Origin of the sequence: Kocuria sp. TGY1127_2, from assembly GCF_013394385.1 — a bacterium.
Lineage (GTDB): Bacteria > Actinomycetota > Actinomycetes > Actinomycetales > Micrococcaceae > Rothia.
In genome coordinates, this window is the sequence record NZ_AP022834.1 from 1,451,619 (window position 1) to 1,466,746 (window position 15,128).

Annotated in this window: 13 protein-coding genes and 1 tRNA gene; all 14 read left to right on the top strand. The window is 59.6% G+C overall.

Going from position 1 to position 15,128, the window contains the following annotated elements; translation table 11 throughout:
- Positions 1-49 precede the first annotated feature (49 nt).
- The 14 genes from sake_RS06580 to sake_RS06645 all read left to right on the top strand — a co-directional run bounded on the left by sake_RS06580 (position 50) and on the right by sake_RS06645 (position 15,084).
- Positions 50-135 (top strand) — tRNA-Leu (locus tag sake_RS06580).
- A 391-nt stretch (positions 136-526) separates the two neighbouring features.
- Positions 527-1,498 carry an L-lactate dehydrogenase gene (locus tag sake_RS06585; RefSeq protein WP_178945654.1) on the top strand — a complete coding sequence of 324 codons (972 nt, stop codon included), beginning with the start codon at positions 527-529 and terminating at the stop codon, positions 1,496-1,498.
- Between the two features lie 132 nt (positions 1,499-1,630).
- Positions 1,631-1,951 (top strand): hypothetical protein, encoded by a 321-nt coding sequence (locus sake_RS06590; RefSeq protein WP_129359663.1) that lies wholly within the window; start codon positions 1,631-1,633, stop codon positions 1,949-1,951.
- A 113-nt stretch (positions 1,952-2,064) separates the two neighbouring features.
- On the top strand, positions 2,065-2,895 hold the full coding sequence (locus sake_RS06595) for an undecaprenyl-diphosphate phosphatase (RefSeq protein ID WP_129359662.1): 831 nt from the start codon (positions 2,065-2,067) through the stop codon (positions 2,893-2,895).
- 42 nt (positions 2,896-2,937) lie between these two features.
- The gene (gene mshC, locus sake_RS06600; RefSeq protein WP_178945655.1) at positions 2,938-4,242 is read left to right on the top strand and encodes a cysteine--1-D-myo-inosityl 2-amino-2-deoxy-alpha-D-glucopyranoside ligase; all 1,305 of its coding nucleotides are present in this window, start codon (positions 2,938-2,940) and stop codon (positions 4,240-4,242) included.
- A 5-nt stretch (positions 4,243-4,247) separates the two neighbouring features.
- On the top strand, positions 4,248-5,354 hold the full coding sequence (locus sake_RS06605) for a site-2 protease family protein (RefSeq protein WP_178945656.1): 1,107 nt from the start codon (positions 4,248-4,250) through the stop codon (positions 5,352-5,354).
- Positions 5,355-5,454: 100 nt separating this feature from the next.
- The gene (locus tag sake_RS06610) at positions 5,455-6,498 is read left to right on the top strand and encodes a tRNA (adenine-N1)-methyltransferase (RefSeq protein ID WP_238147605.1); all 1,044 of its coding nucleotides are present in this window, start codon (positions 5,455-5,457) and stop codon (positions 6,496-6,498) included.
- Positions 6,499-6,524: 26 nt separating this feature from the next.
- Positions 6,525-8,234: a proteasome ATPase gene (gene arc / locus sake_RS06615; RefSeq protein ID WP_129359659.1), complete on the top strand. Its 1,710-nt coding sequence runs from the start codon at positions 6,525-6,527 to the stop codon at positions 8,232-8,234.
- Positions 8,231-9,817 carry a depupylase/deamidase Dop gene (dop, locus tag sake_RS06620; protein ID WP_129359658.1) on the top strand — a complete coding sequence of 529 codons (1,587 nt, stop codon included), beginning with the start codon at positions 8,231-8,233 and terminating at the stop codon, positions 9,815-9,817. The genes arc and dop overlap by 4 nt, the downstream gene beginning before the upstream one ends.
- A 19-nt stretch (positions 9,818-9,836) precedes the next feature.
- Positions 9,837-10,037, top strand: coding sequence for a ubiquitin-like protein Pup (locus tag sake_RS06625; RefSeq protein WP_129359657.1), 201 nt, complete (start codon positions 9,837-9,839; stop codon positions 10,035-10,037).
- 5 nt (positions 10,038-10,042) lie between these two features.
- Positions 10,043-11,476: a Pup--protein ligase gene (gene pafA, locus sake_RS06630; protein ID WP_178945657.1), complete on the top strand. Its 1,434-nt coding sequence runs from the start codon at positions 10,043-10,045 to the stop codon at positions 11,474-11,476.
- A gap of 98 nt (positions 11,477-11,574) precedes the next feature.
- Positions 11,575-12,543 carry an FKBP-type peptidyl-prolyl cis-trans isomerase gene (locus tag sake_RS06635; protein WP_178945658.1) on the top strand — a complete coding sequence of 323 codons (969 nt, stop codon included), beginning with the start codon at positions 11,575-11,577 and terminating at the stop codon, positions 12,541-12,543.
- 73 nt (positions 12,544-12,616) lie between these two features.
- The gene (locus sake_RS06640) at positions 12,617-13,012 is read left to right on the top strand and encodes an FKBP-type peptidyl-prolyl cis-trans isomerase (protein WP_129359654.1); all 396 of its coding nucleotides are present in this window, start codon (positions 12,617-12,619) and stop codon (positions 13,010-13,012) included.
- A gap of 44 nt (positions 13,013-13,056) precedes the next feature.
- Entirely contained in the window at positions 13,057-15,084 is a 2,028-nt protein-coding gene (locus tag sake_RS06645; RefSeq protein WP_178945659.1) for a YafY family protein, read from the top strand.
- Positions 15,085-15,128 lie beyond the last annotated feature (44 nt).

The following is a 15,128-nucleotide window of genomic DNA, read 5'->3' on the forward strand; positions in this document are numbered from 1 at the left end:
TCAAGTAAGTTATTACTCGTTGCCCGGAAGCCAGCTTCCGAGGTCACCTGCGCGGGTGGCGGAATAGGCAGACGCGCTAGCTTGAGGTGCTAGTCCTCGTATTAGAGGGTGGGGGTTCAAGTCCCCCCTCGCGCACAACAAGGTTGGGCCGTGATATCACAGCGATGTCACGGCCCAATTCGTTTTAAGCGGTCCTACCTCTCGGTCGAGTTTCATTCGGCATGAGTGAGGGCGAGGATAATCGCAACCATTCACACGTTCCGGACCGAAAGCTGATGCAGCCTAAGCGGCACCTCCACATGGTCTACGCGCGTTCCTGAGGAGAAGACCGCCTCAGGGGCTCGCTCCGATAAGGTCGAGTCCACCTTTTGAGCCTGACGGGCAATCCTAGGCTCCTATGAAACATGCCTCCCCAAAACCCCTCACAATCCAACATAAAACCACCCAAAGAATCGAAATACGTGGGATACTGGGAGCGGATCCGGTTCCCGGGAGAAGGGACCGGAATGGCGAAAGGAAATCCATCATGGGATCCGCATCGGAAATGGCACGCACCAAGCTCGGCATCGTCGGTGCTGGTGGCGTCGGCAGCGCGATGGCTTATGCATCAGTGATACGAAATTCAGCCAGCGAGGTTGTTCTCTACGATGTCGCCGCCGACCGCGCTGAAGCGGAAGCGCTCGATATCGCTCATGGTTCGATGTTCGCCGGAGGAACACCGGTGGTCGGCGGGGGAGACCTCGAAATACTTCGCGGCTGCGACATGATCATTGTGACCGCGGGTGCGCGTCAGGCGCCGGGGCAGCCCCGCCTCGAATTGGCTGGCGCAAACGTCAGAATCCTGGAGAGCCTCTTGCCGCAGCTCATGAAGGTCTCGCCCGAAGCGGTTTACATGTTCGTGACGAACCCCTGCGACGTGCTCACCGTGGTCGGTCAACAGGTCACGGGTCTGCCTCGGGAGCGGGTGTTCTCATCCGGGACCGTCCTGGACTCCTCCCGTTTGCGGTGGATGGTCGGCCGCGAGGCCGAAGTGTCCACCAGTAGCGTGCACGCGATGATTGTCGGCGAGCACGGAGATTCCGAATTCCCGTTGTGGTCGCAGGCGAATATCGGGCAGGTTCCTATCGATGAGTGGACCACGGCCTCCGGGGAACAGCTCTTCTCCGAAGAGAAAAAATCCGCGCTGGCGGAACAAGCCATGCGTGCGGCGTACCGGGTCATCCAGGGAAAAGGGTCAACCAATTACGCGATAGGTCTCTCGGGTGCACGTATTGCCGAGGCCGTACTCATGGGCCAGAATTCGGTGCTACCCGTCTCAACCGTTCTGGATGACTACTACGGTGTTTCCGATATCGCCCTTTCGGTCCCCACCTTGGTCGGTTACGGCGGAGCCCAAAGGACTCTGCAAGTGCCCATGGATGAGCGGGAAATCGAACTTCTACAACGTTCAGCTGAAACATTGGAGTCCTCGCTGCGCAGCCTCGGCTTCAGCTCTTAGCCACACGGATGATGTGAGACTCACCACCGAAGCGGAGTCCGGGCGGGTAGGGCAGGGCCGCAGGCTGCCCTGCCGGGCATCCGCCCGGGCACCGGTGTTTCCACGCGGGGGAAAGTCGGATAGTTTAGAGGCATGACTACCGATCCGCGCGTCGCGCTCAACTCGCTCATCCAGGCATTCGAAGAACACCTCACTGCCTTGGCCGCCAAGCGCGGCGAGCAGGACACCGCCGTCGAAAACGCCTATTTGGGCATCGCGGATGCGTTCGAAGTCTACGAAGACGCCATCTATGTTGCCTTCAACGAGGTCACTCCTCTCGAAGTATTCGTCGAAGACGAAGATGATGAGGACGAGGAAGACAGCTTCGACGAGGACTATGAAGATCTCGAAGAGAACGAAGACGACGACCTCGACGAAGATCTGGACGATATCGAAGGCGAAGATCTCAAATAGACCGGTTGAATGAGACCGGCTGCCCTGTGTAGCTCCCCCGAGTTGGCTGTAACTTCCCGCACAACCGGGACTGCCTGGAGCGGGTTCACCGCGCCTTTATGTAGAGTCGAACCGTGGCATGGTTTCAAGCAATTATCCTCGGTCTAGTACAAGGCCTCACAGAGTTCATCCCGATTTCGTCATCGGCACATATCAGCATTGTTGGGCAGTTGCTCCCCAATACGCAGGATCCGGGCTCCGCATTTACGGCCGTGACCCAGTTGGGCACGGAGGTTGCGGTTCTCCTGTTCTTCTGGCGGGACATTGTCCGCATCATCTCGCGATGGTTCGGTTCTCTCTTCGGCAAGGTCGAGAAGTCGGATCCGGATGCTCGGATGGGTTGGTTCATCATCATCGGGTCCATTCCGATCGGTGTCCTCGGGCTGCTTCTGCAGGATTACATCGACACCGAATTTCGTAGCCTGTGGATTACCGCGACGATGCTGATCGTCTTCGGCGTATTCCTGGCGATTGCGGACCGCATCGGCAGAGAACAGCTCGAGGTCAAGGACCTCACGATCAAACACGGTATTTTCTACGGTCTGGGTCAGGCACTGGCCTTGATACCCGGCGTTTCCCGTTCGGGCGGAACCATTATGACGGGCCTCTTCATGGGATACACCCGTGAAGCTGCCACACGGTATTCCTTCTTGCTGGCCATCCCGGCCGTCTTTTTGTCCGGCCTGTACAAACTGGCGAAGTCGCTCTCGGGGGGCTTCGATGACTTCTATTCCTTCGGGCCGACTCTCCTCGCGACAGTCATCGCCTTCGCGGTGGGCTACGTCATGATCGGTTGGCTGCTGAAGTTCATCTCCTCCCACAGCTACAACGTCTTCGTCTGGTACCGCATCGCGGCCGGCGCCATCGTCTTTGTTCTGCTGGGAACCGGCGTCATCGCAGCCTAATGAGCTCGCCTCACCACACACGTCTTCACTTGAAAGGTACCTATGCGCGCCTGGTCCGCCCCCAACATCCCAGCGCTCGACGATCACGCTCCAGTTCCGTCGATCTTTGACTCCCGCCTCAACGAGATAGTTCAGCTTCCTCGAGAACGCTCCTCGGCCTCCTTGTACGTCTGTGGGATCACTCCCTACGACGCAACCCATATGGGTCATGCCGCAACCTACGTTGCTTTCGACCTCTTGAACCGTGCGTGGCGCGACGCCGGTTTTGACGTGAACTACGTACAGAACGTGACCGACGTCGACGATCCGCTGCTCGAACGGGCCGAACAGACCGGAGTCGAATGGGAGGCATTGGCGGAAGGTCAGACCGACCTTTTCCGTGCCGACATGGAAGCGCTCGAGGTGATCCCTCCGCAGCATTACATCGGCGCCACTGAATCGGTCGACTGGATTGTTCCGTGGGTCGAACAAATGCTCGCCGACGATTTGGCGTATCGAGTCGAAGGCTACGTCGACGACGAAGGCAACGAGCACCCCGGCGGAGACGTCTACTTCAGCGTGCGGAAGGCCGCAGACACTCGCAACGATCCTGCCCGATGGTTCCTTGGATATGTTTCCAACTATTCGGAACGCGAGATGGCGCCGCTCTTTGCCGAACGCGGGGGAGACCCGGATCGGCCCGGCAAACATGACCCGTTCGACGCCTTGTTGTGGCGTGCGCACCGTGATGGTGAACCACAATGGAATGGCGGATCCCTCGGGCCAGGCAGGCCCGGGTGGCACATCGAATGCACCGTGATCGCCGAACGCTATCTCGGCATGCCGTATACGGTGCAAGGAGGCGGTAACGACTTGCGGTTCCCCCATCATGAGATGGGTGCCGGACACGCATTTGCAATGACGGGCGATCTCATGGCCGAGCATTACGCTCATACCGGAATGGTGGGGCTCGACGGCGAAAAGATGAGCAAGTCCAAAGGCAATCTGGTGCTCGTTTCGGCATTGCGCCAGCAGGGTGTCGACCCCGCAGCAATTCGTATGGCTATCCTGGCCAATCATTATCGATCCGACTGGTCCTGGAGCGACGAACTCTTGAACGAGTCGACTCGACGACTCGAGTCCTGGAGAAAAGCGCTTCGAACATCCGGTTCAACTGCTCCAGAAGACACCGGACCCAGTGACAAGTTGGTCGATGAAGTACGTCAGGCCTTGTCGCAGGATTTGGATGCACCGACCGCGCTACGGGCCGTTGACAACTGGGCTTCGAAGGCACTGGCCGGGGAGCCTTCCGGTGATCCAGAGGCCGTATCTGACTTGATTCGGGCGCGTCTCGGCGTAGCAGTCTGAGAACCATGAATTCAGCTGAAGGGCTCTTCATCGGGCGAATTGCGGGAATACCCGTGCGTCTTTCTCGCTCCTGGTTCGTTCTCACGCTTCTGATCGTTTTCGGCTACGGAAGCTACCTTACGAATCGTTTCTCGTGGCTGGGACCCGGAGCCTACCTCGCGGCCCTGGCCTTTGCCGTTCTCCTTGCGGTGTCGGTCCTGATCCACGAACTCAGCCATGGCCTGACGGCGAAGTCGTTCGGCTGGTCCGTCGGTGGCATCAACCTGACGCTGATGGGCGGACACACGACTTTTCAGTCGGGACGTTCGGACGCAGGCCGATCCGCCCTGGTATCTCTGGCCGGGCCAGTCGCGAATCTGATACTCGCTGGTATCGGTTGGGCCGCGATGGCCTGGACCGGAGTCAGCGGTTGGCCCGCCCTCGTGCTCTACCTTCTCACCACATCCAATGGATTCGTCGGGGTATTCAACCTGCTCCCGGGCATTCCGCTCGACGGTGGTTACGCCGTCGAAGCCATCGTGTGGAAAATGACGGGCAAGAGAGACACCGGGACCCGCACAGCGGTGTTTTTCGGGTTCCTGACGGCCGCCGCACTTCTGGCGTGGCTTGTACTCTCTGGGGCTTGGCATAGCGTCGGAATGGTCGTCCTGACGTTCATGGTTGCATTCATTGTGATGACCGGATCTATGCAGGCCTACCGCAGTATCAAGGTACGGCAGGCAGTCGGAGGCTTGTCGGTTGCGGCTCTCGCCCGCCCGACCACGCCCGTCGCCGCGTCCCTGCCGCTCAGCGAGTTCCCGCCCCTTCCCAATGCCAGGGGCGTCTTCGCTGTAACTGATCAGGACGGTCGGGGGCTCGGAGTCGTGGACGGTCAAGCGATGATGGCCGCCGATGCCGCCGGAGACGCTTCGGCCACGGCAGAGACCCTGATGGTCGCCGTTGCCTGGGACCGTCCCGTACCGGCCGGACTCAACGGGCAGGCACTTGTGTCGCACATTGCTCAGCTTCCCGGAAGAATCTGGCCTGTGGCCTCGTGGAACGGTCAGAACGCTGTCCTGTTCGAGTCCGATGTCATCGACGCCGTCAAAAGAGCGCAGCCAGGTCAGCAGTAGAACTCTGGGGCTGCGACAGGCGACATCGGTCGGAACCAAGCGTGAGAGAATGTTGCTCGATCTTCAATGACTTACCCCCAACTGAAGGAGTCGCACTTTCATGGCCTCAGGAACCTCGGAATACCACGGAGAAATGGCTACCGGCGCTCAGAACCGGCGAGGTCCATTCAGACCCGGAGAGCGCGTCCAGCTGACGGATGAACGCCGCCGTATGAACACCATTACCCTGGTGGACGGTGGGGAATTCCATACTCACCGAGGCGTTCTGGCGCACGACGACCTGATAGGCCAGCCGGAGGGCACCGTGATCGCCAACTCGGCCGGTATCCAGTACCAGGCTCTACGGCCATTGCTCAAAGACTTTGTCCTTTCGATGCCCCGTGGCGCCGCGGTGGTCTACCCCAAAGACGCGGGACAGATCATCACCATGGCCGACGTTTTCCCGGGCGCCCGGGTCATCGAGGCGGGCGTCGGATCGGGAGCACTCAGCATTTCTCTTCTTCGCGCGATCGGCGATTCCGGACATCTGCGTTCTTTCGAAAGGCGGGAAGAGTTCGCTCAGATCGCTCAAGGAAACGTGGAAACCATGTTCGGCGGCGCCCATCCGGCATGGGAATTGACCCTGGGCGATCTGGCGGAACAGTTGGGTGAATACGAATCTCCGGGTACCGTCGACCGCGCGATCCTGGACATGTTGGCACCGTGGGAATGCGTTTCGACGGTCGCTACGGCTCTGGTTCCCGGAGGCGTCATGATGTGTTATGTGGCGACCGTGACGCAATTGTCGCGTGTAGCCGAGGCCATTCGGGCCGATGGTCGCTTTACGGAGCCCGAATCATTCGAAACCATGGTTCGAGGTTGGCACGTCGAAGGTCTCGCGGTCAGGCCGGACCACCGCATGGTCGCACACACCGGATTCTTGATCTCTGCCCGTCGCCTAGCGGATGGGTCTCAGAGGCTGGCCCCGAAACGGCGCGCGTCGAAGACTGACTTCACCGAGGAAGACATGAATGCGTGGACTCCAATGGCGTTGGGTGAAAGAAATGTATCCGATCGGAAGCTTCGGCGTGCCGCTCGGGACGCCCAGAATCTTGCGGAACGTTCAGCCGAAAGCGGCCACGATGCGGACCCGAGTGGAGAGTAGCCTTGCCTCAGTGCAATGCTTAAGCCATGGCCGAGTCTGACTCAACAATTAACCCGCGAGATTTCGAGATGACGTTGCGACAGGTGAACACGCTGCGTGACCAGCGCATAGAGCTCAATAAGCAGCTCAAAGACACCAACGTGCGCAATGAGAAGCTCGTCCACGCTCTCCAGACCGCACGAGGGGATATTCAGCGCCTCAAGCAGGTCATCTCCCAGGACCTTGAGGCCCCTATGAACCAGGCTCAGGTTCTCAGGGTGAACAAACGGAATCTATCGGCAGCTTCGTTGACGGAAGAAGCCCCGCCGCTCGTGACAACTCAAGCGAGCCTCGACGTCGTCATGGGCGGAAGGACAGTCAGAGTACCGGTCAGCCCGGTGCTGAATATCGACGACGTCCAAGTAGGCATGACGGTTCTGTTGACCGAAACCGTGGGCGCCTGCGCATGTGTCGGTTATCGGCAGACCGGTGAGATTGCGAGCGTTCGCGAACTCATCGGATCCGACCGTCTGGTCCTGGGAACCGGTGCCAACACTCAGATCGTGGTGCTGCGCTCCGGTCAACTCGCGGGTCAGGACATCAAGATCGGCGATGCCGTTGCCTATGATTCCAGCAGCGGGGTTGCATTGACCTTAGTGCCGAAGACGGAGGCCGAAGAGCTGGTACTCGAAGAAACACCGGACGTTTCTTACGAGAACATCGGCGGGCTCTCAGCTCAGATCGAGCAGATCCGCGATGCCGTCGAACTGCCTTTCCTGCACCCCGAGCTGTATCGGGAACACGATCTCAAGCCGCCCAAAGGGATCCTGCTGTACGGCCCGCCCGGAAATGGCAAAACCTTGATCGCCAAAGCGGTAGCCAAGGCACTAGCGGATCGTATGACCAGCGAACAACCGGACGGCAAACTCAGGGGTTACTTCCTCAATATCAAGGGCCCCGAGTTACTGGATAAGTTCGTGGGAGAGACGGAACGTCAGATTCGCGCGATCTTTTCCAGAGCCCGAGACAAAGCCACGGCGGGCAATCCCGTGGTCATTTTTTTCGATGAGATGGAATCCCTGTTCCGCACGCGCGGTGCCGGTAAGTCCTCGGACGTCGAGACCACCATCGTCCCGCAGCTGCTGGCCGAGATCGATGGCGTCGAATCCTTGGACAACGTGATTGTCATCGGGGCAACCAACCGTGAGGACATGATTGATCCGGCCGTCCTGCGTCCCGGTCGGCTGGACGTCAAAGTTCGGATCGACCGTCCGGATTACCGCGGTACAGGGGAAATCTTCGGTCTTTACGTCCACGCTGGCCTGCCGCTGGGTGAACACGAAGTGGCACAGCACGATGGTGATCGAAAGGCCACGGTTGCCTCGATGATCCAAGATCTCGTTGCGGACGTTTTCACTCGTGACGAGGAGCACCGCTACCTTGATGCGGTCCTGACGGATGGCCGCCGAATTCAGACGTACTGGTCCGATTTCCTCTCGGGTGCGCTCATTCGGAATATCGTGGATCGAGCCAAGAAGCTTGCCATCAAGAATTACTTGGATCATGGATACAAGGGCTTGACCTCTGAGCACCTGAAGGAAAGCGCTCGGGACGAATTTGAACAACAGCGTGACTCCGCCTCCCGCGGGGACGTCGAGGACTGGCTGAGCTATATCGGTTATTCCGTGCCGCTTGCGGGCATCGAACCGCCGGAATCGGCGACCCGAGCGCGCGAGGACGAGAGGGCGGCATCGTGATTTTCGACCGAATCATGGGAACCGAAACCGAATTCGGGGTGATCTGTCCGGCCAAACCGGCGGCGAATGAATCGGTGCTCTCTACCCTCGTGGTGGACAGTTACCCGAACGCGGCGGCCGACGCAGGGTGGGATTACGAGTCGGAGAGTCCTCTCGAGGACGCCCGCGGTTTCCACATGGGTGCTTCCGAGGCGCATCCAAGCCAATTGACTCATCAAGGTCACGTGTTGACCAGTGAAGACGTCGCTCGGGAACTGTACGAGGAATCGCCGGACATGCTCAGTCCGGCCTTCTGGGACAGGGCAGTTATGAACCGCATACTGCCCAATGGGGCCCGGTTCTACGTGGATCACGCGCATCCTGAGTATTCAGCGCCCGAAACGACTAATCCGTGGGCCGCCACGAGATGGGACCTCGCGGGAGACAAGATCGCCGCGGCCGCGGCGGGGTCCGTTGCTCAGAGATACGCCAATACGTGGCCTGAAGCGATCCATCTGTACAAGAACAACACGGACAATAAGTCAGTCTCCTATGGTGCCCATGAGAACTATCTCGTTCCTCGGAGCCAGGATTTTCAGGTTCTGGCCCGGGAATTCATCCCTTACCTGGCCACCCGTCAGGTCATGACGGGTGCGGGCAGAGCCGGCATCGGGGCGGACAGCGTGCGCCCGGGCTACCAAATCAGCCAGCGTGCGGATTTCTTCGAACGTGAAATCGGCCTGGAAACCACCATCCGGCGTCCCATCGTCAATACGCGGGACGAGCCACACGCAGATCCCGAAAGGTACCGTCGACTTCATGTGATCACGGGTGATTCCAACCTTGCCCACACATCGATTCTGCTCAAGCTCGCCAGCGCAGCCGCCGTACTGACATTGATCGAACACAGAGCGCTGCCCGATCTCCAGCTCGCGCGACCTGTCGAAGCCATGAAACTGGTCAGCCACGACCTGGAACTGACCACATTGCTCGAACTTCGCGACGGTCGGCGCATGAGCGCGGTTCAAATCCAACGGACCTATGCGGAAGCCGCCCATAACCTGGCCGACAGGGAAGGTTGGCGTTCGGAGAAATCCGCAGCAACGTTCCGAATATGGTTCGAAGTTCTGGAAGCACTTGAAACGAATCCCATGTCCCTCGCAGATCGGCTGGACTGGGTCGCGAAATTGGCGCTGATACACCAGTACGAGGGGAGGGGAATCGGCGTGGACCACCCCAAAATCCAGGCCTTGGACCTCCAATATGCCGACCTCAGACCGGAAAAGAGCTTGTATTCCAAATTGGTCGCCCTCGGCCGTATCAAGACGCTGGTAGATTCCGAACACGTCGACGAGGCCGTGACTACGCCGCCGGAAGACACACGAGCCTACCTCCGCGGCAAATTGACCGCTCGCTGGCCGCATCAGGTATCGGCCGCGGGTTGGGAAGTTCTGTCCGTGACCGACCCCGCCACGGATCGAACTCATCGGTGGCTCATGGACGAGCCCGCCGACTGCACCAAAGCCCGCGTACAAAGGGCGCTCGAATCGAGCGACAACGCTCATCAGGCCTTGAACAAAATCGGCCTCCGTAGAATCCCGTGACCCGAAAGGAACCTTTGACATGGCGCAATTCCGCGATTCATCGCAAGAAACGCACAAGGAACAGAGCAACCAGCAGGAACAGGAACTGATCCGGAATCAGCAGCCCGTCGACCAAGGACTGGTTGGCGAGACCGACGACATTCTGGATGAGATCGACAGCGTTCTCGAGGAGAACGCGGAGGACTATGTGCGCGGTTTCGTTCAGAAGGGCGGACAGTAAGCTTCATGCAACGAAGAATCTTCGGTATCGAAACCGAATTCGGTATTCGGTACTCGATGAGCAGCTTAGGCCACCTTGGCCCTGAAGAAGCAGCGCGCAAGTTGTTTCGGCCGGTGGTGGAGTGGGGCCGTTCCTCGAACGTATTCCTGGAGAATGGGTCCCGGTTGTATCTTGACGTCGGGTCGCACCCTGAATACGCGACCGCCGAGTGCTCGGATCTCACGGACCTTGTCCGTCAGGACAAGGCCGGTGAACGACTTTTCGAGAAACTCGCGGTTCAGGCCGAGGACGCACTCAACCAGCAAGGCATGAAGGGCAAACTGCATCTCTTCAAGAACAACGCCGATTCGGCCGGCAACTCGTTCGGTTCTCACGAGAACTACCTTTTGTCCCGCAAAGCAGAGTTCTCCCGGCTTGTTCGCTTCCTCGTCCCTTTCCTGGTGAGTAGACAACTCGTCGTAGGTGCAGGACGCGTCCATCCGACCGGCCCACCGCAGACCAACGGCGCGCCGGGGGATGGGGAGGCCACATATTCCTTCTCCCAGCGCGCCGATTACGTGTGGGAAGCGGCGTCGTCAGCCACGACCCGTTCTCGTCCACTGATCAATACCCGCGACGAGCCGCATGCAGATGCCTCCCTTTACCGCCGTCTCCATGTGATCGTCGGGGATTCGAATATGTCGGAGACGACGACGCTGGCCAGAGCCGGTATGACGGACATCATTCTGCGAATGATCGAGGACCATCAAGGGCTCGAGGACCTCGAATTGGCTAATACCGGCCAGGCGTTGCGCACGTTGTCCCATGACATGACCGGACGTACGCCGGTCGACTTGAAGGACGGGCGACACATGTCCGGTCTGGAACTTCAATGGCACTACCTGGACGCTGCGTCGAAATACATTGATGACGCCGGCTCGTCCCGGCCGGAGACCGAATACATCCTGGATCTGTGGGAAAGAACGCTGGACGCGATCGAAATCCAGGACACCTCGTCGATCGATACGGAGATTGATTGGGCTATCAAGAAGAAGCTCCTTGACCGCTCGGCGGACAAGCTCGGAACCGACTATGCACATGCACGAATTGCTCAGCTCGACCTTGCTTATCACGACATCAAAAGAGATCGCGGCGTGTATTACCTTCTTGAACGCAAGGGGCTTGCACGACGTTGGGTTGACGAGGAGTCTGTGACGCAGGCGCAGTCCGAGCCTCCCCGAACAAGGGCAGCATTGCGGGGACGCTTCATCGAAGCTGCGCGTGGGGCCGGCCTCGATTACACGGTTGACTGGGTTCATTACAAAATCAACCAACAGTTGGCCTTGTCGCATGTATGCCAGGATCCCTTCGCTACGACCGATGAGGACATCGAAGAGTCCATTCGCGTCATGCGGGGTGCGACGCGCCGGGCCCAACCGGCCATGCCGCCTTTGATTTGATCCGTATCTGGCACCCACGGGTGCCTGTAATAGAGTCGGTGCGGTGTCTCGACAAAGGATGCACGCACCGCCCACTCACGACAGCGAGGAATACAGAAGTGCGCAAATCTCTCAAACTTTCGGCCGCGGCCGTCGTTCTCACCCTGGCCTTGGCAGGCTGCGGGGGAGGCAAAGACCTGGATTCCGTGGATTTCAAGGACCAGGGCGCGGGCAAGGCCCCCTCAGTCTCCTTTGATACTCCTTTGTCGGTCAATGACGACGAGACTCGGATTCTCAAAGACGGTGATGGCGATGAGGTCCATGAAGGCGACACGGTCTTGGTGGATGCTGCCGTCTTCAACGGCGCCGATCAGAAGAGCGAAGGCGATACGTACTCGGGTTCTCCGATTACCATTACGGTCAACGACCAGCTCAAGGAGAAACTGCCCAAGGTCTATGACATTCTCAAGGACACCAAGGTAGGCACCAGCTTCGCCTATGCGAAGAAACCGAGTGACGAAGCTTCGGGCGGGGCCTCAGGCAGCTCCGAGGATGCCAGCGCCGTCGAGGTCTACACTGTGTCCAAGAAGTTGCCCAAGTCGGCCGAGGGGGATGCAGTACCGCCGCAGGAGGGCTTGCCGAACGTCACGATGAAGGACAGCGGCCCCGAAATCAAAATCCCGGAAGGACAGGACGAGCCCAAGAGCATCACGGCCCAGAACCTCATCAACGGCAAGGGCGATGAGATCAAGGACGATCAAAAAGTCTACGTTCATTACTCGGGCGTGAAATGGTCCGACGGGCAGCAATTCGATTCCAACTGGACCAAGGACCCCACCGGGTTCCAAATGGATCAGGTCATCAAGGGTTGGTCCGAGGGTCTCAAGGGGAAGAAGGTCGGTGACCGCGTATTGCTCGAGGTCCCCACGGACAAGGCGTACGGAACGCAGGAACAGCTAGGGTCGGATTCCCAGCAACCGGCGGGACCTCTGGTCTTCGTCGTCGACATTCTGGGCACATCCAAGGCCGACCCGCCACAGAGTTCGCAAGGCGGGACCGGGGCCCAGCAAGGCAACCCCCAACAATAGGAACTACCCACGCGGTGCCCAGAAGCCTGGTCACGCAATTCCAACACCAGCTTGAACTTCCGAGAGGAAAACCATGTCATTTGGACAGCGAAACCTTGATCGTACAAAGCCTGAAGTCGACTTCCCCGAAGGGCCGGTTCCGGAAGAACTGCGCATCACCGACATCATCCAAGGGTCCGGGCGCGCGGTTGAACGCGGCGACCAAGTGCAGTGCCATTACGTCGGCGTGACCTTTGAAGACGGCGAGGAATTCGACGCCTCGTGGAATCGCGGAGAGCCATTGGCATTCCAAGCCGGCGTCGGCCAAGTGATTCAGGGATGGGATGAAGGTTTAATCGGCATGAAGGTCGGTGGCCGTCGTCGGCTCGAAATCCCGTCCGAGCTGGCCTACGGGAAAAGGGGTGCCGGCAGCGTTATCGGCCCGGATCAGGCGCTGGTCTTCGTCGTGGATCTCGTTGACGCACGCTGAAGGACGCGCACGGTGACTGAACCTCTCGATCCCAGGTAGCTCGAATGCCAGCTACGGTCCCTGAACGTCTATTCGCTCTCTACAGCTTTTTGCTCTCGCGTGAACGACCGGTTACCAAGGACCGGATCCGTGAGGGCATAGAAGCGTATCGGCGTGCCGGGTCGGATGCAGCATTCGAGCGCACCTTCGAGCGAGACAAGGCGGCTTTGCGCAGCCTCGGCATGCGCCTGGCGACAACCCAAGACTTCGGCGAGACCGTCTATCAGATTGAGCGCGAGAACCTGTGGCTCACGAATGACGAGTTCACCCCGGCCGAGCGCCTGACCCTGGGTATCGCCGCACGGCTCTGGTCGGATCCTAGTTACGCGCGCGACGTCGAGCGAGCGGTCCGGCGTCTGGGCTACGGCGAAAGCGACGTCGTTGGCTCCGGAGGACTCGAACACCTGACGCCGCGGCTCAGCTCCGGGGGAGAGCAGTTGGAAACCATTCTTGGTGCCTTGGCCCAGGGCGCCGAGATGACGTTCGACTACCGGGCGTCGACGTCACTAGTTTCGGTACCAAGGCGCCTCCGGCCGTGGGGCGTCGGACAACGGTTCGGCCATTGGTACGTCAGCGGGTGGGACGCCGACCGAAAGGCCTTCAGGAATTTTCGACTGTCCCGTATGACAGGTATCTCCACCAAGGACAGCGATCTACCGAGAGCACCCCGTGAGTTTTCGATGAGCAAGGCGCTCGAGAGTGTCTCCGAGGCTCCGGCGCCGTCGGTACAACTGGAGTTCCCTTCCGGAGCTTTGCCCGTGGTTCTGGATTGGTCCGAAGCGGGGACAGGAGTACGTATCCACTCCGAAGCCTTCCCCGCCGGAAACGGTTCGACGCTGATGAGCGCCGAGGCAACGGTTCCGGACGTGCATGAACTGGTCCGGTGCCTCGCCGAGCTGGGGTCTGGCGTCGCTCTCGGTATTCCCCGGGCGCAGGGCCTGGACGCCGAGGGTATCCAGCAGGCAGTCGACCGAGCGGTCGCGACAGCAATGAGCCTTCAGGACGACGTCTCGGCTTTGGTTGCCAGCGACACGGCGCGCATCGTCGAACCCAAACGCGCCAGAAACCGGGAGTCCAATGATCGCCGCTTCGTGCGCCTCGTGGACCTCGCCTCCTTTCTGGGCAGTCATCCAGGCTGCGGAACCCGTGAAATCGCTCGTCATCTCGGAGTGTCGGCAGGTCAGGTTCGCCAGGACCTCGAAGCGATTGCCAACGCTGGCGAGGAGCTTCTCGGCAGCGCATATTTGCGGATCGACGCTTACGAGGACGAAGTCTTTGTGCAATTGCCAGAAGAACTGGAGCAACCACTCAACCTCGCTCCGGATCAAATCATTCGTCTGCTCCTGGCCGTTCAGATGCTCGAGCAGATATCTCATCAGCATGCCCAAACCGCCTCCGATATCTCCCGCAAACTGGTTCGGATGGCCAACGGTGCCGGGGTATCGGTGGATCAGTTCTCGATTCGCCTGGAACCGCACCTTGCTGAAATCGTTGACAAGCTCAGGCAAGCCGCAAGCGAACGGCAAGCGGTCTCGATGACTTACAGGTCTCGGGGGCAGGCGTCCGCAACCGAACGGAAAGTTTTACCGCTGGACGTGTACTCGAGCGGTAATACCTGGTACCTCGGGGCGGAGAGCCTGGAGCACCGTCAGGTGCGGACCTACCGGATGGAAGCAATCCGCGACGTCCGTCCGTTGCACGCCCCGGCAGCACAGCTCTCCATGGGCGCCGAAATCAATGAGCATTCAGAGCCGTCACGGACGACCGTGTGGGTTGCCGACCGCGCGAGGGCGCTGGCGGCGGCGCTGGGCGGAGAGGTCGTCGGGCACGTGGATGTGCCGCGTCACGCAGAGTGCGAAGGCCAACAGGTATCGGGGCAACTGCTCGAAGTCTCGGTGATCGATTGGTTCGGCTTATACCGACTCATGCTCCATCACGCCGGATCGATGGCCTTGTGGCAGTCGGCATCGTGGCAGACCGACTGGGCAGACACCGCACGACGCCGTGGGATCGACATCGGAGACTCCAGGTGACGAGATCGACCGGAATTCGAGGTCAGGGAATCGTTATCGATGCT

What these genes read in the sequence shown, in the direction of transcription:
- pafA (WP_178945657.1), top strand. Translation starts at nt 10,043, where the DNA reads ATGCAACGAAGAATCTTCGGTATCGAAACCGAATTCGGTATTCGGTAC.
- arc (WP_129359659.1), top strand. Translation starts at nt 6,525, where the DNA reads ATGGCCGAGTCTGACTCAACAATTAACCCGCGAGATTTCGAGATGACG.
- sake_RS06625 (WP_129359657.1), top strand. Translation starts at nt 9,837, where the DNA reads ATGGCGCAATTCCGCGATTCATCGCAAGAAACGCACAAGGAACAGAGC.
- sake_RS06590 (WP_129359663.1), top strand. Translation starts at nt 1,631, where the DNA reads ATGACTACCGATCCGCGCGTCGCGCTCAACTCGCTCATCCAGGCATTC.
- sake_RS06640 (WP_129359654.1), top strand. Translation starts at nt 12,617, where the DNA reads ATGTCATTTGGACAGCGAAACCTTGATCGTACAAAGCCTGAAGTCGAC.
- sake_RS06605 (WP_178945656.1), top strand. Translation starts at nt 4,248, where the DNA reads ATGAATTCAGCTGAAGGGCTCTTCATCGGGCGAATTGCGGGAATACCC.
- mshC (WP_178945655.1), top strand. Translation starts at nt 2,938, where the DNA reads ATGCGCGCCTGGTCCGCCCCCAACATCCCAGCGCTCGACGATCACGCT.
- sake_RS06585 (WP_178945654.1), top strand. Translation starts at nt 527, where the DNA reads ATGGGATCCGCATCGGAAATGGCACGCACCAAGCTCGGCATCGTCGGT.
- sake_RS06610 (WP_238147605.1), top strand. Translation starts at nt 5,455, where the DNA reads ATGGCCTCAGGAACCTCGGAATACCACGGAGAAATGGCTACCGGCGCT.
- sake_RS06645 (WP_178945659.1), top strand. Translation starts at nt 13,057, where the DNA reads ATGCCAGCTACGGTCCCTGAACGTCTATTCGCTCTCTACAGCTTTTTG.